This is a genomic window from Nonomuraea sp. 3N208 (genome assembly GCF_052245935.1).
In the GTDB taxonomy this organism is placed as follows: Bacteria; Actinomycetota; Actinomycetes; order Streptosporangiales; family Streptosporangiaceae; genus Nonomuraea.
Genome location: NZ_JBQQBR010000006.1, coordinates 115,936 through 137,300, shown reverse-complemented (window position 1 = coordinate 137,300; position 21,365 = coordinate 115,936). Strand labels below are relative to the sequence as shown.

Genomic DNA, 21,365 nt, shown 5'->3' with positions numbered 1-21,365 from the left:
GCATGCCCCTATCTAAGCGGCGAACCTCTGAACCCAGTCAGCGGCTCCCGGCAGGATCTCCTCGACCGGCGCGACCTGCGGATACCACGTCCGCTCCCACTCCAGTGACACCCAGCCGTCATACCCGGACCCGCGCAGCAACTCGCCCGCCTCCTCCAGCGGCACGGATCCTGTGCCCATCGGCACCGGGGTGGTGTCCTGCGCCGAGACCGCGTCCTTGACCTGGACGTAGGCCAGGTAGGGGCCGAGCGCGGCCAGCGAGTCGGCCGGGGACTCACCGTGCCGCCACGGGTGCAGCAGGTCCCAGATCGCTCCCGTCGTGTCCGGACAGCCCGCCTCGGCAAGCAGCCCGGCCACAGCCGTGCAGGTGGCCATGCTGTCGTGCGTCTCGACGAGCACGCGGCGGCCGAGGGCTTCGGCCGTACCGGAGACCGCCTTCAGCCTGCGGGCGCCGACGGCCGGATCCTCGCCGCGTGGGAACACCCGCACCCCGGGCGCGCCCAGGTCGGCGGCGAGCCGCAGATCGGCGAGGAGCGCCTCCAGGACCGGCTCATCCGGCCCCGGCTCGCAGATCCCGACATAGCCGGCGAGGGCGGAGATCTCCAGGCCCGCGCGTTCCACTCGCTCCCGCACCGAACGCCGCTCCGCCGAGTCCAGCCCGGCGTGCACCCCGGTGTCCGGGTGCAGGCGCAGCTCCAGCCCTTGGCAGCCGTGCCCGGTCGCGATCTCGATCGCCCGGTCCAGATCCTCGCCGGGCATCCCCAGCGTACTGACCGCCAGCCTCACATCAGCCTCCGTACGCTTTCCCGCAACACGACCTCGCCGGCGACCTGCTCGACGACGACCGCTTCTTCCTCGCCCAGCGCCAGCTCCAGCGCCCGCGCTCCCATGTCCTTCAACGGCAGCCGCACGGTGGTCAGCGCCGGCACGTGATCCCGCAGGGTGACGATGTCGTCGAAACCGGCCACCGACACGTCCTCCGGCACCCGGATGCCGCGTTCCCGGTAGGCCGCCAGCGCCCCGACCGCCATCACGTCGTTGACCGCGAACACGCACGTCGTGTCCTTGCCCACCTGCTGGGCGGCCGCGTAACCGCCGTCGCGGTCGAACGGCCCGTGGATCACGTCCGGCGCGGGCAGCCCCAGCTCCTCCAGCGCCCCGGCGAACCCGGCGCAGCGGTCGGCGGCGGTCACCAGGTGCGGCGGCCCGGCGAGCACCGCGAAGCGGGTGTGCCCGAGCCCGGCCAGCGCGCGGGCCAGCTCCGCCGCACCCTCGCGGTTGGCGGGCGCGACGGTGTCCACACCCAGCAGGTCCTGCCCGACGCAGGCGGCCCGGCCACCGCCCGACCGGTATCTGGCCAGCTCGTCGCGGAGCCGCCCAGTGACGGCCGGGTCGGCCACACGGGAGCCGACCAGCAGCACGGCCCGCACGCGCTGGGCGTTGAGCGTGGCCACGTAGGCGATCTCCTGCTCCGGGTCGCGATGCGTGGTTCCCACCACGACCAGCAGGCCCTCGGTGGCCGCGGCCCGCATCGCCCCGTCGGCCAGGGCCGCGAAGTAGGGGTCCGTCAGGTCGTGCACGACGATGCCGATGACGTTGCCGGCGCCGCGGGCCAGCGTCTGTGCCGCGATGTTGGCCCGGTAGCCCAGCTCGTCGGCGGCCTGCTCGACGCGGGCCCGCAGGGCCGCGCCGACCTGGCGGGTGCTGCCGTTGAGCACCCGCGAGGCGGTCGCGAGCGAGACGCCCGCCTGCCTGGCGACGTCCTCAAGCGTGACCACGAGACCTCCTCGGAAAGCGGTTTCCAAGTGTGCCAGAACAGCACCTGGATCCGCATCTTTGCACGCCCAGTCCCCGGCACGACAAACGCCCGCCGCGCCGCGTCCGAACGATCCTGTGCCCGGGAAATGAGCGACCAGACGCCGACGGCCGTGGCGAGCCACCGGCCTACGGCGGCGCAGCCCCGACGCGCAGGCGGCTGACGAGGGACCAGCTCAGGGGGCGATCGGCAGCTGTCGCTTGTGCTCGGTGAGCCGGTAGCGGCGGACCATGGCCACGAAGGCAGCCTCATCGACCGGCTTGCCTTCAAGGAGGTCGTCGATGTCGTCGTAGGTGACGCCGAGCGCCTCCTCGTCGGGCCTGCCCGGGTTCAGTGTCTCCAGGTCTGCGGTCGGCGTCTTCAGAATCAGCGCGGACGGCGCACCCAGAGCCTGCGACAGGGCCCGTACGCGCCGCTTGGTGAGACCGGTGAGCGGGACCACATCGGCCGCGCCATCGCCGAACTTGGTGAAGAAGCCGGAGACCGCCTCGGCGGCGTGGTCGGTGCCCACAACCAGGCCTTCGTGGGCGCCCGCTACCGCGTACTGAGCAATCATGCGCTGCCGGGCCTTGATGTTGCCGTGCACGAAGTCCTGGTGGTGCGCGTCGCGGAAAACCATGCCGCTGGCCAGCACCGCCTCCAGCGCGGCGTCGCTGGCGGACTTCACATCGACGGTCAGGACCCGGTCGGGCCTGATGAACTCCAGCGCGAGCTGCGCGTCCTTCTCGTCGGCCTGGGCGCCGTACGGTAGCCGCATCGCGAAGAACGTCGATTGTCCCCCGGCGGCACGGACCCGCTCAACGGCGAGCTGGCACAGCCGGCCCGCGGTCATGGAGTCCACACCGCCGCTGATGCCCAGCACCAACGAGCGCCGGCCCGTGGAGGTCAGCTGGTCGGTGAGGAAGCTCACCCGGCGCTCGATCTCCTGCTGCACCTCGAAGGACGCGCTCACCTGGAGGTCTCGGGCGATCTCCTGCTGCAGGGACATGGACGCCAAGTCGGTCACGGTTGCTCCTCGGTGGGGCCCGTAGGCAGGGCAGGCGCCGCCAGGCGGGGCCACAGGCGCGTGCAGGGGACGGCAGCACTCTAGAGGACGGCCGCGAATGACTGCTCAGCGCATGTGACTTGGCAGCAACAACCGGTCGTAGTCGGGTGCCGGGGGTGTGCCCGGCAGGCGGGCCCGGGGCCGGGGAATGGGTGCGTCAGCGGGTCGTGCCCCGGCCCGTGGGAGCGTCACCAGGGAAAGAGGATGTCGAGCAGCCCCTTCCGTTCCTCCTGCGTCGGCGTCGGCGCGGGCGCTTGGGTTGTGGGCTGCTGCTGTGCCGGCTGGGTGCTCTGCTGCTGCTGGGGCTGCTGCTTACTGTCCGGCGAGTTCTGGGGGGCCGTGTCCGGGTCCGGGTCCGTGTCCTGCATCTCGCTCACCGGCGGCCTGGTGGCCTGGCTGGTGGGCTTCTTGGTCGGCTCGCCGTTGCGGGTGGACGTGGGACGCGCGGCCGGCTCGCGAGTCGGCCGCGCCCGCTGAGTCGTCGGGGGCATTGCGGACTCGGTATCGGTCGGCTCGGTGGTGGCCGAATCGTCGGGCTCGGGAGTGGCCTCCTCGGCCGGCGTGTCCTCCGGAGCCGCGCTGTCGGAAGGCGTGGTCACCTCCCCCGCGCTGGCGCACTGGCCGCCCTGGCACGGGTCGTCCGACGAGGTGCCGGTGAGCATGAACCCGGCCCCCACGCCGACCAGCACCACCGCAGCGGCCGCCACCAGTAGCTTCCTGGTGCGGCGCCGCACCTCACGGTCGCCGCCCGAACGCCCGCCATGGGAGTCGTCGGTCCACCCCGAACCGAGGAAACCGCGCTTGGGCTGGTCCTCCTCGCGGTCGTCGGCGTAGCCCGCCTCGTAGCCCCGGTCGAGCGGCAGGTACGGGGCCTCGTCGTCAACACGATGCGGTCCGCTGTGCTCCAGCAGATCGTCATGCGGGCCACTGGCGTCGCCGAGCATGTCATGGGGACCGCTGTGGCCCCCCAGCACGTCATGGGAACCACTGTGGCCACCGAGTACGTCATGGGGACCACTGTGGCCACCGAGCACGTCGTACGGGCCACCGGGGTCGCCCAGCACGTCCCGCTGGCCGCTGCCCAGGTCGCCGGGCCCGCCGCCCAGCAGATCGTGCGAGGCCGCCGGGGCGTCGTCGAGCACGTCACGCACGCCGTCGCGGCCCACCAACTGCGGCTCACCGGTCAGCGAATTGGGCGGCATGATGTAGGTCTCGTTGCCGACGACCTGGATGGCAGGCTGCTCGTCGGTGTCATCGGTGCTCCACCGCGGCGACAGGACGTCACCCGTCAGCTCCGGGTTTAACGGCCTACCCTGCCCATCCTCGTATGGCCTGTCGTTCTCGTCGCGCGCCACGATGGAACCTCTCTAGTACGAATTCGGACCGCGCCCTTTCCTAGCAGACCCGACCATCACTTGTCCGGAAATTTCACATGTTTCCCTAAAATCACGTAGAGTAACATTCGTCACTCTACGCTCTCAGGCCACCTCAGGCGGTATTCCAGACGGCGGTCAGGCGGCGAGTCCGTCGAGCAGATCACCGAGCGCCGACTTCACCCGCTCGATCCCCACGCCGCACTCCCGGATCCGATGCGCCAGCAGCGGCGCGGCCAGCGGCGCCAGCAACGCGTCGGCCAGACAGGGGGCGTCTGCGTCCGGCCGCAGCTGCGCGATCAGCATCGCCAGATGCCCGTGGTAGGCGTCGTACGCGCCGCCGAACCGGGCGAACGGCCCCGCCGTCTCCGCCATGACCAGGAGGTCGAGCTGCTCGACTGTGCGATCCGCGAGCCCGTCGAGGAACGCGCGTGCCCGCGCGGCGGGCTCCGCACCCGGCCCGAGCGGCGGCGGCCCCTCGATGAAGGCGGACTGGAACTCCCGCTCCCGCCGGTCGATCAGCGCGTACGCCAGCCCGGAGCGATCCCCGAAGCGCCGGTAGAGCGTGCCGACGCCGACCCCGGCGGCCGCGGCCACCTCCGCCATCGACAAGCCGCCCACTCCCCGGTCGGCGACGATGGCCTCGGCCGCGGCGAGGATCTTCGCGCGGTTACGGGCCGCGTCGGTGCGCTCGCGTTTCACGGTCTGCCCTCCCGCGTCACGGTCCGCCCTCTCGCGTCACAGTCTCCGCCCTCGCGCCATCCCGGACCCTCTCACGATCGATCTCCATCCTGGCATCACTTGCATGCGGAATGCGTTCCGCTTAGAGTACAACCGGAACACATTCCGGTTCTTGGAGGATGGCATGATCCGTAAGGTCGCCCTGGTCACGGGCGGGAGCAGAGGAATCGGCGCAGCCGTCGCGCGGCGGCTGGCCGGCGACGGATTCGACGTGGCGATCACGTACCAGAACGCGAGCGACCGGGCCGCCACCGTGATCAAGGAGGTCGAGGCGGCCGGCCGCCGCGCCCTCGGCATGCGCGCGGAGGCCGCCGACGCCGGCGCGCTGGTCGAGGCGGTGGAGCGCACGGTGCGCGAGCTGGGGCGGCTCGACGTGCTGGTGAGCAACGCCGGGATCGCGCCGTACGGGACGCTGGAGGAGGTGACGCTCGAGGAGGTGGACCGGCTGCTCGCCGTTCACCCCAGGGCGGCGTTCGTGCTGGCGCAGGCGGCCGCCCGGCACATGGGGCGGGGCGGCAGGATCGTCCTCATCGGCAGCAGCCTGGCCGAGCGGGTGCCTTATCCCGGATGGACGGCGTACGCGATGAGCAAGTCGGCGCTGGCCGGCCTCGTCAAGGGTCTGGCTCGAGATCTGGGACCGCGCGGCATCACCGCGAACCTGGTCAACCCGGGCTCCACGGACACCGACATGAACCCGGCCGACGCCCCGGAGGCGGAGGAGGAGCGGCGCTACACCGCGCTCGGCACGTACTGCTCTCCCGACGACATCGCCTCCGCTGTCGCCTACCTCGCCGGGGAGGGCGGGCGCCACATCACGGGCGCCTCGATCCCCGTCGACGCAGGCGTCACGGCCTGAGGCTCACAAGCACGGGTTGGTGCTCGAGTCGACCACCTTGTCCTTGAGCGAGTCCGGTATCGCCGATTGCACGCGCACGCCCGGCCAGTCCGCCCCGATCACGAGCTGGACGATCGGGCCGTCGGGCGGCTCGGCGACCTTGGACTTGTACGGCTGGGTGTCGACCGGCTTGACCTTGCCGGCCACCGCGGTCCGCTTGTCCTGGGACAGCCGGGCGGCGATCGCGTCGGCGTAGGCCGGGCCGTCCTGGGCATCCTTCTTCGCGTAGCGAATCGCGGTGGTCGCGGTCGCAGGAGCGTTGCCGACCTCGATGACCACGAAGCCCTGGGCGGTCAGTTCGTCGGCCACCTGGACGGCCTTGCCCCCCTCGCTGGTGCCGTTGAGCACCTGGACGCGCACCTGCTCGTGCTCGATCTTCGGCGTGGCGGACTTGCCGGGGGTGGGGGTGGCGGTGACCTCGACGTCGTTGCGTACGGCCTCGAAGAACTCCTTCGCCGCCGGCTGGCTGAACTGCACCCGGTTCTTGTCCTGCGGGTACGCCTCGACGGGCACCGTGATGCCCTTGAGCTCCTTGGCGGTCAGGCCCCTGACGCTGTCGGCGATCTCCAGCATTCGCTCGAACGTCAGCTCGCTGTCCACGGTGACCGCGGCGGCGGCCGAGCGCAGGAAGTCGTTCAGCCTGATGGGGTTGGTGAGCAGGCCGCCGTCGGTGATCTTCTTCAGCACCTGGGTGAGGAACACCTGCTGGCGCTGGATCCTGCTCAGGTCGCTGCCGTCGCCCAGCGCGTAGCGGGTGCGTACGTAGCCGAGCGCCTGCTCGCCGTTGACCACGTGCTTGCCCGCGGGGAGCACCAGCTTCGCCTTCGGGTCGTTGACCGGCTTGGGCAGGCAGATCTCGATGCCGCCGACGGCGTCGATGATGCCCTTGAAGCCGGTGAAGTCGACCTTCACGAAGTGGTTGATCTTGATGTTGGTGAGCGATTCGAGCGTCTTGACCGTGCAGTTGATGCCGCCGTCGTTGAAGGCGGAGTTGATCTGCCTGGTCCCGCCGGGGAGCACGGCGCCGTTCCTGCCCTGGCACTCAGGGATGGCCACCATGGAGTCGCGAGGGAAGCTGATCATGGTGGCCTTGTCCCTGTTCGGGGAAATGTGCAGCAACATGATCGTGTCGGTCCGCTCCCCCAGCCCCTGCGACTTGGGACCATACTGCTTGTTGTCGCCCTCACGGGAGTCGGAGCCGACGAGCAACACGTTGAGCGCCCCCGTATCCGGCGGCCGGTTCGGGCCGACGACGATGGGGTCGCGGGGGATGCTGCTCTCGATGCTGCGGTAGTACGCGTACGCGCCGAGCGTGGTGGCCACCAGCACGACCGTCAGCGCCACACTCACCCAGCCCAGGGGCGTCAGCGGGTTCCTGCGCGGCCGGGGGTCGAGCTTCCTGGACCGGCGCGGCACGGGGGCGACGCGGGTGTCCGCATCGCCGGGTCGCCCTCTCACGCGGTCCACCCCCTGCGTCATGATCGCGAAGCATAGCCACAACCAGGGGTCCCCGACGGCACATCACCACTTGCCCACCGCCCCCACGCTCAGTTCGCCTGTCCGCAGCCCGGGAGACTATGACCTTTCCGCCACTCCTCCATCACCCGGCCCGGGGGGAGGGCGGAACGCGGACTAGTTACTCACGAGTAGCATGAGCGTGGAACCCCATCCAGCAGCGAGGAGCGAATCCGTGCCTTCCTCTCGTGACGTCGTGTTCGTCGACGGCGTGCGCACGCCTTTCGGCAGGTCAGGGCCGAAGGGACTGTACGCGGAGACCCGCGCCGACGACCTGGTCGTCCGGGTCATCCGCGAGCTCATCAGACGTAACCCCAATCTGCCCCCCGAGCGCGTGGACGAGGTCGCCATCGCCGCGACCACGCAGATCGGCGACCAGGGCCTGACCATCGGCCGGGCGGCGGCGGTGCTGGCCGGGCTGCCCAAGAGCGTGCCCGGGTACGCGATCGACCGCATGTGCGCGGGCGCGATGACCGCGGTCACCACAGTCGCGGGCGGCATCGCGTTCGGCGCGTACGACGTGGCCATCGCGGGCGGCGTCGAGCACATGGGCCGCCACCCGATGGGCGAGGGCGTGGACCCCAACCCGCGCTTCCTGTCGGAGAAGCTGGTCGACCCGAGCGCGCTGGTCATGGGCATGACGGCGGAGAACCTGCACGACCGCTACCCGGCGATCGGCAAGGCGCGCGCGGACGCGTACGCGGTGCTGTCGCAGGAGAAGGCGGCCAAGGCGTACGCCGACGGCAAGATCCAGCCTGACCTGGTGCCGACCGCGATCAGGACGGCCGAGAAGGGCTGGGGGCTGGCCGTCGAGGACGAGGCGCCGCGCCCTGGCACCACGATGGAGGGGCTGAGCGGGCTCAAGACGCCGTTCCGGCCGCACGGCAACGTCACGGCGGGCAACTCGTCGGGGATCAACGATGGCGCCACCGGCTGCATCGTGGCCGCCAAGGACATCGCCGAAGAGCTGGGGCTGACGCCGAAGATGCGGCTGGTGTCGTACGCGTTCACGGGCGTCGACCCCGAGGTCATGGGCGTGGGCCCGATCCCGTCCACGGAACGGGCGCTCCGGCTGGCGAATCTGGATATTTCGGATATCGAGCTGTTCGAGATCAACGAGGCGTTCGCCGTACAGGTCCTGGCATTCCTCGACCACTTCGGCATCGCCGACGACGACTCCCGTGTGAACCCCTACGGCGGCGCGATCGCCTACGGCCACCCGCTCGCCTCCTCGGGCGTGCGACTGATGACGCAGCTCGCGCGGCAGTTCGGCGAGCGTCCCGACGTGCGTTACGGCATCACCACGATGTGCGTCGGCATGGGCATGGGCGGCACTGTGATCTGGGAGAACTTGGCGTGAGTAACATCGACACCTGGCGGGCGCTGCTGAGCGAGCGCAACTCTGACGAAGTCGTCACCAAGGCGCTGGTGCGCGACGTGCAGCTGCCCTACGGCGCGGGCACGATGGCGCTGATCACGCTGGACAACGGCTTCGACCACACCAAGCCGAACACGTTCGGCCCGCACGGCCTGTTCGCGCTGAACGGCGCGCTGTCGGAGATCGCCGAGCGCACCGACCTGGCCGCGGTCGGCGTGACGGGCAAGCCCTTCATCTTCGCCGTCGGCGCCGACCTCAAGGGCGCCGCCCAAGTGGCCTCCCGCGAGGAGGCCCTGGCCATCGGCGCGCTCGGCCACCACGTCTTCCGCAGGCTGGGCGAGCTGCCGATCCCGTCGTTCGCGTTCGTCAACGGCGCGGCCATGGGCGGCGGTCTGGAGGTGGCGCTGCACTGCACGTACCGGACGATCTCCTCCGGCGTGCCCGCGGTGGCGCTGCCGGAGTGTTTCCTCGGCCTGGTGCCGGGCTGGGGCGGCACCCAGCTGCTGCCGCGGCTGATCGGCCCGGCCAAGGCGATCAAGCTGATCGTCGAGAACCCGCTGGCGCAGAACCGCATGATCAAGGGCAGGGACGCCTTCGAGCTCGGCGTCGCGGACGCCATGTTCGAGCCGGCCGATTTCCTGGAGGAATCGCTGCGCTGGGCCGCCCGCGTGCTCCAGGGCGAGGTGAGCGTCGAGCGCCGCTCCCACGACGGCTGGGAGAAGGCCGTCGCCGACGCCCGCTTCCTGGTGGACATGAAGCTGCGTGGCGCCTCCCCCGCCCCCTACCGGGCGCTCGACCTGATCGTCCAGGCCGAGACCGCCACCCGCGACGAGGGCTTCGCCGCCGAGGACGAGGCGCTGGCCGACCTGCTGATGGGCGACGAGCTGCGGGCCGGGCTCTACTCCTTCGATCTGGTGCAGCGCCGGGCCAAGCGGCCCGCGGGCGCGCCGGATCGCTCGCTGGCCCGCAAGGTCACCAAGGTCGGTATCGTGGGCGCGGGGCTGATGGCCTCGCAGATGGCGCTGCTGTTCGCGCGCCGCCTCGAGGTGCCCGTCGTGATGACCGACCTCGACCAGGCCAGGCTCGACAAGGGTGTGGAGTACGTACGCGCCGAGGTCGCCAAGCTCCTCGCCAAGGGCCGCGTGACCGAGGACCAGGCCAACCGGCTCAGGGCCCTGGTGACCGGGTCGCTGACCAAGGACGCCTTCGCCGACGCCGACTTCGTGATCGAGGCCGTGTTCGAGGACATGGCGGTCAAGAAGCAGGTGTTCAGCGAGGTCGAAGCGGTCGTGGAGCCGACGTGCGTGCTCGCCACGAACACCTCCTCGCTGTCCCTCACCGAGATGGGTGCCGGGCTGAAGCACCCGGAGCGGCTGGTCGGGTTCCACTTCTTCAATCCGGTCGCCGTCATGCCGCTGCTGGAGATCATCAAGGGCGCGGTGACCGACGACGCCACGCTGGCCACTGCCTTCGCCGTCGGCAAGTCACTGAAGAAGTCGTCGGTGCTGGTCAAGGACGCTCCGGCGTTCGTGGTCAACCGGCTGCTGACCTGCTTCATGGGCGAGGTCGTCGCGGCCGTGGACGAGGGCACGCCGCTGGAGGTGGCCGAGCACGCGCTCGACGGGCTCGGGCTGCCGATGACGCCGTTCGCGCTGCTGCAGCTCGTCGGCCCGGCGGTCGGCCTGCACGTGGCCGAGACGCTACACGAGGCGTTCCCCGACCGCTTCGGCGTCTCGGAGAACATGGCCAAGCTGGTCGCCGCGGGCAAGCCGGGCGTCTACCGCCCCGACTTCACGCTCGACCCGGAGGCGGTGGCGCTCTTCGCGGGCGGCACCGCACCGTCCACCGCCGAGCAGGTACGCGAACGCGTCCTGACGGCGCTGGCCACGGAGATCCGCATCATGCTCGACGAGGGCGTGGTCGCGGCGCCGCAGGACATCGACCTGTGCATGATCCTCGGCGCCGGCTGGCCGTTCCACCTGGGCGGCATCACGCCTTATCTGGACAGGACCGGCATCGCCCAGCCCCGGTTCCTTCCTCCGGGTGTGGCCTCGCTCCCCGCCTGATTCTTTGCGGGGGCCCGACCAGGGCCCCCGCTTTTCATGACCTTCATCGCCGTAGCGTTTGGTGCCGCACGACGAACGGAGGGTAATCATGATGCGAACGATCGGTACGATCGCGCTCTGCGCGGCGTTCCTGGCGTGCTCGTCCCCCGCCGCGCAGGCGGCCCGCCCACCCAAGGGCAAACTGAAGATCGCGATCGCTACGAAGGGCAGCCCGACGCGGGGCGGCACGCTCGAATGCGGGCCCGACGGCGGCACCCATCCGCACCCGCGCGCGGCCTGCGACGTGATCCGCCAGCTCGGGGGTGACTTCAACAAGATTCACGTGCCGGCTAACGACACCTGCGACCAGCAGGTCCAGCCGTACGCGGTGGTCATCACGGGCACCTGGCGCGGCAGGAAGGTGGCGTGGAGCAAGGGGTACCGCAACTTCTGCGTGATGCAGGCCGCGGGCGGGAAACTGCTCTCCTGACCGACGAAGGGCGGGCTAGCGCCTGCCCTTCACAGGTGCGCCGGTCCTGCTGTGCCAGTAGCTGTAGCCGAAGTAGATGACCACGCCGATGGCCATCCAGATCAGGAACCGCAGCCAGGTCTCGACCGGCAGGTTCAGCATCAGATAGAGGCAGGCGAGCACGGACAGGATCGGCAGCACCGGCACCAACGGCGTGCGGAAGGCCCGGGGCAGGTCCGGCCGGGTGCGCCTGAGCACGATCACGCCGATCGAGACAATCACGAACGCGAACAGCGTGCCGATGTTGACCAGCTCGGCCAGCTCCTCGAAGTCCACGAATCCGGCCAGCGCCATCGTCACGACGCCGATCACCAGGGTGAGCCTGGCGGGGGTGCCGAAGCGGGGGTGGACCTTCGACAGCGCGCGCGGCATCAACCCGTCCCTGGACATCGCGAACAGCACCCGGGTCTGCCCCAGCAGCAGCACGAGCACCACGGTGGTCAGGCCGGCGATCGCGCCCACGCTGATGATCGTGGACAGCCAGGTCTGCCCGACGGCCCGGAACGCGTCCGACAGCGGCGCGGATGTGCTCAGCTCGGTGTAATTCTGCATGCCCACGACGACCAGCGAGACGGCGACGTACAGGAACGTGCAGATCGCCAGCGAGCCGAGAATGCCGCGGGGCACGTCCCGCTGCGGCTCGAGGGTCTCCTCCGCGGCGGTGGCCACGATGTCGAAGCCGATGAAGGCGAAGAACACGATCGCCGCTGCGGAGAAGATGCCGATCACGCCGAACGCCACCGGCGTGATCCCGAACAGGACCTGGATCAGCGGCGCGTTCAGCCCTCCTACGCGCGGCGTGGACACCGCCTCAGGGATGAACGGCGTGTAATTGGCGACACGGATGAAGAACAGCCCGGCGATGATGACGAGCAGGACCACCGCGACTTTGGTGACCACCAGGACGAGGTTGACCCGGGAGGAGAGCTTGATGCCGGCGACCAGGATCGCGGTGAGGACGGCGATGATGAGCACGGCGGGGACGTTGACCACGGGGTTCGCCCCGGCGATAGAGGCCGGCAGAGGGACGCCGATGGAGGCCAGCATCGAGGCGAAGTAGCCGGACCAGCCGGTCGCCACCACGGCCGCCGCCAGCGCCAGCTCCAGGAGCAGGTCCCAGCCGATCACCCACGCGGGGAACTCACCCAGGGTGGCGAAGGCGAAGGTGTACGCCGACCCGGCCACCGGGATCGTGGAGGCGAACTCGGCGTAGCACAGGGCGGCCAGCCCGCAGACGATGCCCGCCACGACGAACGACAGCGCCACCGCCGGGCCTGCCAGCCCTTTCGCGACCGTTCCAGTGAGCACGAAGATCCCGGTACCGATGATCACGCCGATGCCGAAGACCGTGAGGTCCGTGGCGGTCAGGCGTTTACGCAGCTGATGCTCGGGATCCTCGGTGTCACGGATCGACTGTTCGACGGACTTCGTACGAAAGATCTCCACGGCCAGTGATCCTTCCCATACGCTAGGCGATCATTCCTTATTGCTTGACAGGGATGGTTCGGTGACGTTCCCGATGATCTTCCCGTATCGGGGTAGCGGTCCTGGACTATGTCTCATGGTCTGCTCGACGCTCTGGCCAGACAAGACCTTGGCGTGGTGTTGCTGTTCCTGCTGGTCTTCCTGACGCTGGACGCCTCGGTCGGAGTCGGCCTGATCACGCCTGGCGACACCCTGCTGCTGGTCGCGGGCGCCAGCGCGGACAGCCCTCTGGAGGCGCTGGCGCTGATCGGCGCGGGCATCCTGGCGTGCTTCGCGGGCGCCTCGGGCGGCTATTTCCTGGGCCGCCGCTACGGGACCCGGCTGCGGCACGGGCGACTCGGGCGGCGCATCGGCGAGGCGCGTTGGGAGCGCGCGGAGCGGTTGTTCGAGCGCAGGGGGTGGGCGCTGGCACTGGCGTACTTCCTGCCGGTGCTGCACGCGCTGACGCCGGCCGTGGCGGGCACGGTGGGAATGTCCTACCGCACGTTCATGCCGTGGGCGATGGCGGGCAGCGCGGCCTGGGTGAGCGCGTACGTGACGCTCGGCGCGGTGGCGGGCGGCGTGGCGCGGCAGCACGCGGAATGGCTGCTGCCGATCGCGGCCGCGGCGGTGATCGTCGTGCTGGCGATCTCCGCCGCGGTCCGCAGGGTGGTCAGTGGCGGGCAGGCTCCACGTGGGAGGTCCGCTTCGCGACCGCCTCAGTGATCTGGCGGGCGAGGTCCTGGCCGGTCAGGCCGATCTGGCCGAGGATCGCGGCCCGCTTGGCGTGGTCGAGGAACTCCTGCGGGATGCCGTAGGTGCGCACGGGCACGTCGACGTCGGCGTCGCGCAGCAGGCGGGCCACGGCGTCGCCCACGCCGCCGACCCGGCCGTTGTCCTCCACGACGGCCACCAGCTTGTGCGCGCTCGCGGCCAGCACAAGCGCCTCGTCCAGCGGCTTGACCCAGCGCGGGTCGACCACGGTGGCCGCGATGCCCTGGGCGTCGAGCAGGACGGCCGCGTCCAGGCAGACCTGCGCCATCGGCCCCACGCCGACCAGCAGCACGTCAGGCTCGGCGCCAGTGTCCGCCACTGGGACGCGCAGCAGGTCCATCTCGCCCAGCTTGCCCACCGGCTCGACCCCCTCGGCCACCGGGCCCTTGGGGAAACGCAGCACGGTCGGGCCGTCGGTGACGTCCACGGCCTCGCGCAGCAGCTCGGTGAGCCGGTCCCCGTCGCGCGGGACCGCGATCCTGAGCCCGGGCACCACTTGGAGGATGGACAGGTCCCACATGCCGTTGTGGCTGGCGCCGTCGTCACCCGTGACGCCCGCCCGGTCGAGCACGACGGTCACCGGCAGCCGGTGCAGGGCGACGTCCATGAGGAGCTGGTCGAAGGCCCGGTTGAGGAACGTGGCGTAGACGGCCACGACCGGGTGCATGCCGCCGAGTGCCAGTCCGGCGGCGCTGGTCAGCGCGTGCTGCTCGGCGATGCCCACGTCGTAGATGCGCTCCGGATAGGCCTCGGCGAACGCGTTGAGCCCCGTCGGGTGGAGCATGGCCGCGGTGATGGCGACGAGGTCATCCCGTTCTTTGCCGAGCCGGACGAGCTCCTCGCTGAACACGTTGGTCCAGATGCGGCCCTTGGGCTTCTCCTGGCCCGTGATCTTGTCGAAGGGGCCGGGGCCGTGGAACTGGTCCTCGTCGTGGTTTTCCGCCGGCGTGTAGCCGCGGCCCTTCTGGGTGACCGCGTGCACGATGACAGGCCCGCGGAAGTCGCGGGCCTTGTGCAGGGCCGCCTCCATGGCCTGCTCGTCGTGGCCGTCGATGGGGCCGACGTATTTCAGCCCGAGGTCCTCGAACATGACCTGCGGCGCCAGCACGTCCTTCACGCCCTTCTTCACGCCGTGCAGCGCGTCGTAGAGCAGCGGAACGTTCCCGATCTTGTCCTTGACGTAGTCGAGGAATTCCTCATAGCGGCGGTTTACCCGCAGCGAGGACAGGTGGGAGGCGAGCCCGCCGATCGTGGGTGAGTAGGAGCGGCCGTTGTCGTTGACCACGATCACGACCGGCAGGTCCTCGCCGGCGGCGATGTTGTTGAGCGCCTCCCAGGCCATGCCGCCGGTCAGCGCGCCGTCGCCGATCACCGCGACGACCGTGCGGTCGTGGTCGCCACGCAGCTTGAACGCCTTGGCCAGGCCGTCGGCGTAGGACAGCGCGGTCGAGGCGTGGGAGTTTTCCACGAAGTCGTGCTCGGACTCGGCCTGGCTCGGATAGCCGGACAGGCCGCCCTCCTGCTTGAGCGCCGCGAAGCCGGCGGCCCGGCCGGTGAGGAGTTTATGCACGTAGGCCTGGTGGCCGGTGTCCCAGACGACGGGGTCGCGCGGCGAGTCGAAGACGCGGTGGACGGCGATGGTGAGCTCCACCACGCCGAGGTTGGGGCCCAGATGGCCGCCGAATCTCGCGCACGAGTCAACGAGCAGGTCACGGATCTCCCCCGCGAGCCCCGGCAGCTCATCTGCCGCCAGCCGTTTGACGTCGTCCGGTCCCTTGATCGAGCCCAGCAACCCGCTCACGGATCCGACTCCCCTCTGCTCTTGTGCGCCGACCACCCGAGTGTAGTTCGCGGACGCCTCGCTGACTCCATCGAGTCAAATGCACCCACATTTGTCCGATCTTGACCTAGTCTTTCGGTACCTATGAACTCCGTCCCCATAAGCAAACTCGTGGCACTCGTCGCTGCTCTTCTGGCGCTCGCCCTGGCGGCGGCCGGTCTGGTGCTCGTGCTCGCCGACGTGGCCACGACCTCGACGGAGCCGGACAACGAGGCCCAGCAGATCGTCTCCCCGCCGGTGAAAGCCGCCGACAAGAAGCGGGCGGCGGCGCCGGGCAAGGCGCTGGCCACGGCGAACCCGCTCTACAAGACCGGGCGGCTGGCCGACGTGAACTGCTCACCCGGTGACCTGCCGGCCGGCAGCATGACGGCGTACCGGCGTTTCCTCACCCGCGTCACCGGGTGCCTGAACAGGGCGTGGGGCGCCCAGTTCCGCAAGGCCGGGCTGCCCTTCGCCAAGCCGCGCCTGCGCATCATCACCAGCAAGGTCAAGACGCCCTGCGGAGCGTGGAACACCGGCGCCGACGGCGTCTACTGCTCCACCGACCGCACGATGTACCTGATGATCAGCAGGGACCAGCTGCGCAACCCGTTCCCGCTGGGCATCACGCGGCTGATCGCCCACGAGTACGGCCACCACGTCCAGCAGATCTCCGGCATCTGGAACTACTACTGGACGGCCAGGATGGGAGCGACCAAGGCCCAGCGGCTCATGCTCTCCCGCAAGTCGGAGCTTCAGGCCGAGTGCTTCTCGTCGGTCTTCATGAGCACGATGCAGGGCACGCGGCTGGTCACCGACGCGGACTGGTCGTACACGGTGGACTGGTTCAGGAAGAACGGCGCCAAGGGGTGGCCGCAGAACGACCACGGCAAGGGCCCGACGCAGGCCGCCTGGATGACGCGGGGCTTCAACCGCGGCACTCCGGGCTCATGCAACACCTGGGCCTCGACTTACCGAAATGTCACCTGACGCCACGCTTTAATCTTCCTTTACCTGGAACTCCCTCTTTACTAGGGTGCATTCCCATGCGTATCCCCCGATTGGCGCTCATCGCGGGCGCCCTGGCGAGCGTGCTGTTCGCCGGCACGGCCCATGCGGCTACCGCGTCCGCTCCGGCGTTCAAGCCGGTCCTGGCCAACAACCCGATCTACAAGACGGGCGAGCTGGGCCTCGAGACCTGCGAGGAGCCAAAGGTCCTGACCGGGAGCGCGGACGAGGTCAAGGGCTACATGGACGTGGTGCTCGACTGCCTCAACGCCGCCTGGGAACCGAAGATCAGGAAGGCCGGCTTCGCCTTCAGCAAGCCCTCGTTCCAGGTGGTCACCAAGGTCGGCGCGGCGACAGGATGCGGCAAGTACCCCGCCGGCGCGCTGGCGCTGTACTGCTCGCTCAACAAGAAGATCTCCCTCCTGGTGCAGCCTGCCCTCGTCGAGGAGCAGTCGGACATGCTCCTGCTGGTGACCGTCGCCCACGAGTACGGCCACCACGTCCAGCAGCTCACGGGCATGTTCAAGGGCCTGACGCGCTACAACGGCAAGAACGAGGCCAAGGTGCTGGACGAGCTGCGCCGCTTCGAACTACAGGCCGAATGCCTGTCCGGGGCGTTCATCGGCGACGTGTGGCACTCGCTCGGCCGCCGGCAGACCGAGTTCGACTTCCTCGTCAAGGGTGGCGGCAGCGGCGCCGGCCTGGGGGCCATCGGGGTGAACGTGGAGGACTGGGGCTCGAAGACGCACGGAAAGCCCACCACTGTGGGGCGCTGGCTGAAGCGCGGCTTCGACACCGAGTCCGCGGGCGGTTGCAACACCTTCAAGGCGCCGAAGTCGCAGGTAATCTAGGACAAATCCCGACATATTGATCTATGATCCGCGGTCGTGCGCACTCTTCTCGTAGCGGCAGCTACGTGCACGGCCGCGGGTCTCCTGTTATCTGCGCTCGTTTTATCTGGGCCCGCCTGGGCGGCGGCGCCGGGCACGCCCCAGACCGGGTTGTCCGACGTGATGGGCGGTGACCAGCCCCGTCTGACGTGCGTGGTCCCCGCGATCCGGGCAGGAGTGGTCGCCTCGCTGAAGTCCTTCCACCGGGCGATGGCCCGGTGCGCCGACCGGTTCTGGGCCGGCCGGTTCGCGGCCGCCGGCTTGGCGTACAGCACGCCCCAGGTCACGATCACGACGGGCTCCGACTCCGTCTGCGGGAAGATCACCAGCAGTGGCGCCCACTACTGCCCGGAGCAGCGCACGATCGTCATCCGCATCATGAAGCAGGACCTGCGGGACCCGTTCAGGATGAACATGGCGCACTCCGTCGCCCACGAGTGGGGGCACCACGTGCAGCAGCTCACCGGCGTGCTGGACGCGCAGAGCGCGCTGTACCGGCCGGCGTCCGGCAGCGCGCGCACCCTGCTCAGCCACCGTCTCGAGATGCAGGCCGAGTGCTTCGCCGGCGTCTTCTACAGTGCGACGCTCGAGTCGATCAAGCCCCAGATCGAGTGGGAGGAATGGATCGACGCCGTGCGGCGGGCCGAGGAGAGCGAGATCCACGGCAAGCCGAAGAACCTGGCGTTCTGGCAGGACCGCGGCTATCGGGGCGGGGCCACGGGCTTCTGCAACACGTGGACGGCCACCAAGGCCAAGGTCACCTGACGGGAGCCGGGGTCAGGTGTTGGCGCGGGCCAGGACTTCCAAGGGGTCGGCGAGGACGTGGGCGAAGGCCAACTCGGCGGCGCCCACCAGCGTGGCCGCGTCCCCCAGCGCCGATGTGCGCAACCGCAGCCGCTCGCGCTGCGGCGCCATGGCATGCAGGGTCAGCTGCGTACGCACCTGCGCCGCCGACCCGAGATAGACCTCACGCAACATCCCCCCGAAGATCACCAATTCCGGGTTGAAGATGTTCACCAGGTTCGCCACGCCCAGCCCCAGCCACTCGCCGACCCGGCTCAGCGCCTCCTGCGCGACGATGTCCCCCCGGTCGGCGGCCTCGACCACGGCCCGCACCGCGTCCCGACCCTGCTGTCCCCCGAACCGGCCAGCCGACTCGAGCAGGGCCCGCTCCCCCACCTCGGCCTCCAGACAGCCGTGCGAGCCGCAGCCGCACGCCCGGCCACCCGGGTTGACCACCATGTGGCCGATCTCACCCCCGTAGCCGTCGTGGCCGCCGAGCAGGTGCCCGCCGGTGATGATCCCGCCACCGATCCCCACGTCGCCGTGCAGGTAGATGAGGTCGCGGATGGCGACGCCGACGCCGCGGCTGTGCTCGGCCAGCGCGGCCAGGTTGGCGTCGTTGCCCACGCTGACCGGCAGCCCTAGACCCAGCTTGCGGCCCAGCTCCTCGCCGAACGGCGCTTCCTCCGCCTTCAGGTTGGGCCCGAACGTGACCACGCCGTCGGCCTTGCGCACGCCGCCCGACACGGCCGCGGCCGCGCCGACGCAGACCGTGTCGTCCCTGGTCTTGCGCCGCATCTGGCGGGCGAACCCGGCCAGCGCCCCGGTCAGCTCCTCCAGCTCGAACGCGCTCCGCCGGCGTGCGATCTCCCGCTGATCGAGTATGACGCCGCCGAGGCCGACGCGGGCGACGGCGAGCCGGTCGGGGCCCACGTCGAAGGCGAACACGTACACGCGCGCCGACTCGGGCCGCACCACGAGCGAGGGCCGGCCCGCGCGGCCCGTCTCGCGGGGCAGCTCCTCGCGCACCAGCCCGGCCGCGGTGAGGTCGGAGGTCAGCGCCATGATCGTGCTGCGATTGAGCCCCATCTTCGAGGTCAGCTCCGCGCGCGAGATCGGCCCGCCCAGATGGACATGACGCAACAGCGCGCCGAGGTTGTGGCGTCTGATGTCCTCTTGCGACGGGCCGGCACGCATGGTCTGGGGTTCCTTCAGGGGCTGCTGGTCGCCGATCACCTTAACCCAGCGGCAGCCGCCCGCTTGCGCGCAAGGGCGTCCACGCCTGCGGCAAGGAGCAGGACGGACCCCGTGACGAGATACTTCACGCTCGCCCCGTAGCCCATCAGGCCCATGCCGTTCTCGATCACTGCCACCACGGCGCCGCCGAGCACGGCGTCGAGCACCCGGCCCTTCCCGCCGAACAGGCTCGTTCCGCCGATGACCGCGGCGCCGACCGCGTACAGCAGGACGGAGCTGCCGCCCGTGTTCGGGTCGACCGAGCTGGCGCGGGAAGCAGCCACGATGCCGCCGATGGCGGCCATCGAGGAGCAGATCACGAACGCGCTGATCCTGAGCCGGTCGACCGGGATGCCCGCCCTGCGGGCGGCCTCGGTGTTCCCGCCGACCGCGTAGAGATGGCGGCCGAACGCGGTGCGCCGCAGGATCACGGTCCACACGACCAGCAGCACCAGGATGACAGGGACCACGATCGGCACGCCGGTCAGCGAGACCAGCAGGGGGTTACGGCTGCGCTCCAGGTTGAGCACGAACACGGCGGCGCCGGCCAGCACCGCCAGTGTCCCGACGCGGAAGGCGATCAGTGACAGCGGGTCGGCCACCAGCCCGCGCTTGTCCCGCTTCCTCGCCCGCAACAGCTGCACGCCCGCGAAGACGGCCACGCACACGGCGTACAGAGCCCAGCCAAGCCACGGCGGCAGGTTCCTGTTCGCGATCGCGACGATCACGTTGTCCCGGATGGAGATGTTCGTGCCCTCGTCGACCAGCACCAGGACCAGGCCCTGGAAGGCGAGGAACGCGGCCAGCGTCACGACGAACGACGGTATGCCGACCTTGGCCACCAGCGTGCCGAGCACGGTCCCGATGATCACACCGGTGAGGATGGCGGCCAGCGCGCACACGTACCACGGCAGGCCCATGCTGGTGAGCGTGACGGCGAGCACCGCCGCGCACACACCGCTGGCGAAGCCGGCCGACAGGTCGATCTCGCCGAGCAGCAGCACGAACACCAGGCCCATCGCGATGAGCGTGACGGCGGCACCCTGGGTGAAGAGGTTGGCGAAGTTGCCCGCGGTGACGAAGGACGGGCGGGCGACGGCGAACACGGCGCAGAGCACGACCAGGCCGAGCACGGCGGGCAGCGCGCCCATGTCACCGCCGCGCACGCGCTGGATGTACGCGCGGAAGCTGTTCTTGATCGACGGGGCCTGCGTCGCGGTGACGATGGCCTCGCCGGGGAGTTCCTTGACCTTGATCATGGCGTGACCCCGTTCTTGAGGCCGAGATCACCGCTGCGGCCCGCGGTGATCAGTTCGACGACCTGCGCGTGCGTCACGTCGGCGGTCTTGACCTGGGCGGCCATCCTGCCGAGGTAGAGCGCCGCGATCCGGTCGGAGACGGCGAACACGTCGTTCATGTTGTGGGAGATGAGCACGACGGCGAGGCCCGTGTCGGCCAGCCTGCGCACGAGTTCGAGCACCTGCGCCGTCTGGGCGACGCCCAGCGCCGCGGTCGGCTCGTCCAGGATGACGACCTTGCTGTTCCACAGCACGGCCTTGGCGATGGCGACGGTCTGCCGCTGCCCACCGGACAGGCTGGAGACCTGCTGCCGGATGGACTTCACCGTACGCACGGACAGGCCGCTGAGCGTCTTCTCGGCCAGCTCCTCCATGCTGTCCTCGTCCAGCAGGAGCCCGCTCTTGCGCTCCCTGCCGAGGAACATGTTCTGGACGATGTCGAGGTTGTCGCACAGCGCCAGGTCCTGGTAGACGATCTCGATCCCGAGCTCGCCCGCGTCGCGGGGAGAGTGGATCACGACCGGGCGGCCGTCGAAGAGGACCTCGCCCGAGTCGATCGGATAGATGCCGCCGACGCACTTGACCAGCGTCGACTTGCCCGCGCCGTTGTCGCCGACGAGCGCTGTGACCTCGCCGGGGTACGCCGAGAGCTCGACGTCGTGCAGGACTTTCACCGGACCGAAGCTCTTGTCGATCCCGCGCACTTCAAGCAGGGGGGTCATGGGGCTCCCTCAAGGGGGCGCGACCGGCGGCCGC

At 70.0% G+C, this 21,365-nt stretch carries 19 protein-coding genes; 8 read left to right on the top strand and 11 right to left on the bottom strand.

Annotation, left to right across the window (positions count from 1 at the left end; genetic code table 11):
* Positions 1–12 precede the first annotated feature (12 nt).
* The 5 genes from ACTWPT_RS10645 to ACTWPT_RS10625 form a co-directional block, all read right to left on the bottom strand.
* Entirely contained in the window at positions 13–786 is a 774-nt protein-coding gene (locus tag ACTWPT_RS10645; RefSeq protein WP_443177114.1) for a sugar phosphate isomerase/epimerase family protein, read from the bottom strand.
* Positions 783–1,778, bottom strand: coding sequence for a LacI family DNA-binding transcriptional regulator (locus ACTWPT_RS10640; RefSeq protein WP_443177113.1), 996 nt, complete (start codon positions 1,776–1,778; stop codon positions 783–785). Before ACTWPT_RS10640 ends, ACTWPT_RS10645 begins: the two co-directional genes overlap by 4 nt.
* A 213-nt stretch (positions 1,779–1,991) precedes the next feature.
* Positions 1,992–2,822, bottom strand: coding sequence for an ammonia-dependent NAD(+) synthetase (gene nadE, locus ACTWPT_RS10635; RefSeq protein ID WP_443177112.1), 831 nt, complete (start codon positions 2,820–2,822; stop codon positions 1,992–1,994).
* Positions 2,823–3,049: 227 nt separating this feature from the next.
* Entirely contained in the window at positions 3,050–4,216 is a 1,167-nt protein-coding gene (locus ACTWPT_RS10630) for a hypothetical protein (protein ID WP_443177111.1), read from the bottom strand.
* A gap of 156 nt (positions 4,217–4,372) precedes the next feature.
* On the bottom strand, positions 4,373–4,936 hold the full coding sequence (locus ACTWPT_RS10625) for a TetR/AcrR family transcriptional regulator (RefSeq protein ID WP_443177110.1): 564 nt from the start codon (positions 4,934–4,936) through the stop codon (positions 4,373–4,375).
* Positions 4,937–5,099: 163 nt separating this feature from the next.
* On the opposite strand from ACTWPT_RS10625, the gene ACTWPT_RS10620 reads away from it, so the two are divergent.
* Positions 5,100–5,831 carry an SDR family NAD(P)-dependent oxidoreductase gene (locus ACTWPT_RS10620; protein WP_443177109.1) on the top strand — a complete coding sequence of 244 codons (732 nt, stop codon included), beginning with the start codon at positions 5,100–5,102 and terminating at the stop codon, positions 5,829–5,831.
* Between the two features lie 3 nt (positions 5,832–5,834).
* Here the strand turns inward: ACTWPT_RS10620 and ACTWPT_RS10615 are convergent, their stop codons facing one another.
* The gene (locus tag ACTWPT_RS10615) at positions 5,835–7,349 is read right to left on the bottom strand and encodes an LCP family protein (protein ID WP_443177108.1); all 1,515 of its coding nucleotides are present in this window, start codon (positions 7,347–7,349) and stop codon (positions 5,835–5,837) included.
* A gap of 232 nt (positions 7,350–7,581) precedes the next feature.
* Between ACTWPT_RS10615 and ACTWPT_RS10610 the strand changes: the two genes are divergently transcribed.
* From ACTWPT_RS10610 to ACTWPT_RS10600, 3 genes are all read left to right on the top strand, one after another.
* Entirely contained in the window at positions 7,582–8,745 is a 1,164-nt protein-coding gene (locus ACTWPT_RS10610; RefSeq protein WP_443177344.1) for a thiolase family protein, read from the top strand.
* Positions 8,742–10,829 (top strand): 3-hydroxyacyl-CoA dehydrogenase NAD-binding domain-containing protein, encoded by a 2,088-nt coding sequence (locus ACTWPT_RS10605; protein WP_443177107.1) that lies wholly within the window; start codon positions 8,742–8,744, stop codon positions 10,827–10,829. The genes ACTWPT_RS10610 and ACTWPT_RS10605 overlap by 4 nt, the downstream gene beginning before the upstream one ends.
* A gap of 88 nt (positions 10,830–10,917) precedes the next feature.
* Positions 10,918–11,298, top strand: a complete 381-nt coding sequence (locus ACTWPT_RS10600) for an SSI family serine proteinase inhibitor (RefSeq protein ID WP_443177106.1) — start codon at positions 10,918–10,920, stop codon at positions 11,296–11,298.
* Between the two features lie 15 nt (positions 11,299–11,313).
* Here ACTWPT_RS10600 and ACTWPT_RS10595 read toward each other — a convergent pair whose 3' ends face one another.
* Positions 11,314–12,783, bottom strand: coding sequence for an amino acid permease (locus ACTWPT_RS10595; RefSeq protein WP_443177105.1), 1,470 nt, complete (start codon positions 12,781–12,783; stop codon positions 11,314–11,316).
* 108 nt (positions 12,784–12,891) lie between these two features.
* On the opposite strand from ACTWPT_RS10595, the gene ACTWPT_RS10590 reads away from it, so the two are divergent.
* Positions 12,892–13,527, top strand: a complete 636-nt coding sequence (locus ACTWPT_RS10590; RefSeq protein ID WP_443177104.1) for a DedA family protein — start codon at positions 12,892–12,894, stop codon at positions 13,525–13,527.
* Here the strand turns inward: ACTWPT_RS10590 and dxs are convergent.
* Positions 13,475–15,367: a 1-deoxy-D-xylulose-5-phosphate synthase gene (gene dxs, locus ACTWPT_RS10585; RefSeq protein ID WP_443177343.1), complete on the bottom strand. Its 1,893-nt coding sequence runs from the start codon at positions 15,365–15,367 to the stop codon at positions 13,475–13,477. The two genes, ACTWPT_RS10590 and dxs, sit on opposite strands and share 53 nt — an antisense overlap.
* A gap of 159 nt (positions 15,368–15,526) precedes the next feature.
* Here dxs and ACTWPT_RS10580 point away from each other — a divergent pair, with 159 nt between their 5' ends.
* The 3 genes from ACTWPT_RS10580 to ACTWPT_RS10570 are packed head-to-tail and all read left to right on the top strand — an operon-like array spanning position 15,527 to position 18,057.
* Positions 15,527–16,384 (top strand): neutral zinc metallopeptidase, encoded by an 858-nt coding sequence (locus ACTWPT_RS10580; protein WP_443177103.1) that lies wholly within the window; start codon positions 15,527–15,529, stop codon positions 16,382–16,384.
* A 56-nt stretch (positions 16,385–16,440) separates the two neighbouring features.
* Complete coding sequence (locus ACTWPT_RS10575) at positions 16,441–17,253, top strand: neutral zinc metallopeptidase (RefSeq protein ID WP_443177102.1); 813 nt, start codon at positions 16,441–16,443, stop codon at positions 17,251–17,253.
* Between the two features lie 36 nt (positions 17,254–17,289).
* Entirely contained in the window at positions 17,290–18,057 is a 768-nt protein-coding gene (locus ACTWPT_RS10570; RefSeq protein ID WP_443177101.1) for a neutral zinc metallopeptidase, read from the top strand.
* Between the two features lie 12 nt (positions 18,058–18,069).
* Here ACTWPT_RS10570 and ACTWPT_RS10565 read toward each other — a convergent pair whose 3' ends face one another.
* From ACTWPT_RS10565 to ACTWPT_RS10555, 3 genes are read right to left on the bottom strand one after another with little or no spacing between them, the layout of a single operon-like run.
* Entirely contained in the window at positions 18,070–19,272 is a 1,203-nt protein-coding gene (locus ACTWPT_RS10565) for an ROK family transcriptional regulator (RefSeq protein ID WP_443177100.1), read from the bottom strand.
* Between the two features lie 35 nt (positions 19,273–19,307).
* Positions 19,308–20,570 (bottom strand): sugar ABC transporter permease, encoded by a 1,263-nt coding sequence (locus tag ACTWPT_RS10560; RefSeq protein ID WP_443177099.1) that lies wholly within the window; start codon positions 20,568–20,570, stop codon positions 19,308–19,310.
* Positions 20,567–21,331 carry an ATP-binding cassette domain-containing protein gene (locus ACTWPT_RS10555; RefSeq protein WP_443177098.1) on the bottom strand — a complete coding sequence of 255 codons (765 nt, stop codon included), beginning with the start codon at positions 21,329–21,331 and terminating at the stop codon, positions 20,567–20,569. Before ACTWPT_RS10555 ends, ACTWPT_RS10560 begins: the two co-directional genes overlap by 4 nt.
* Between the last annotated feature and the right edge of the window lie 34 nt (positions 21,332–21,365).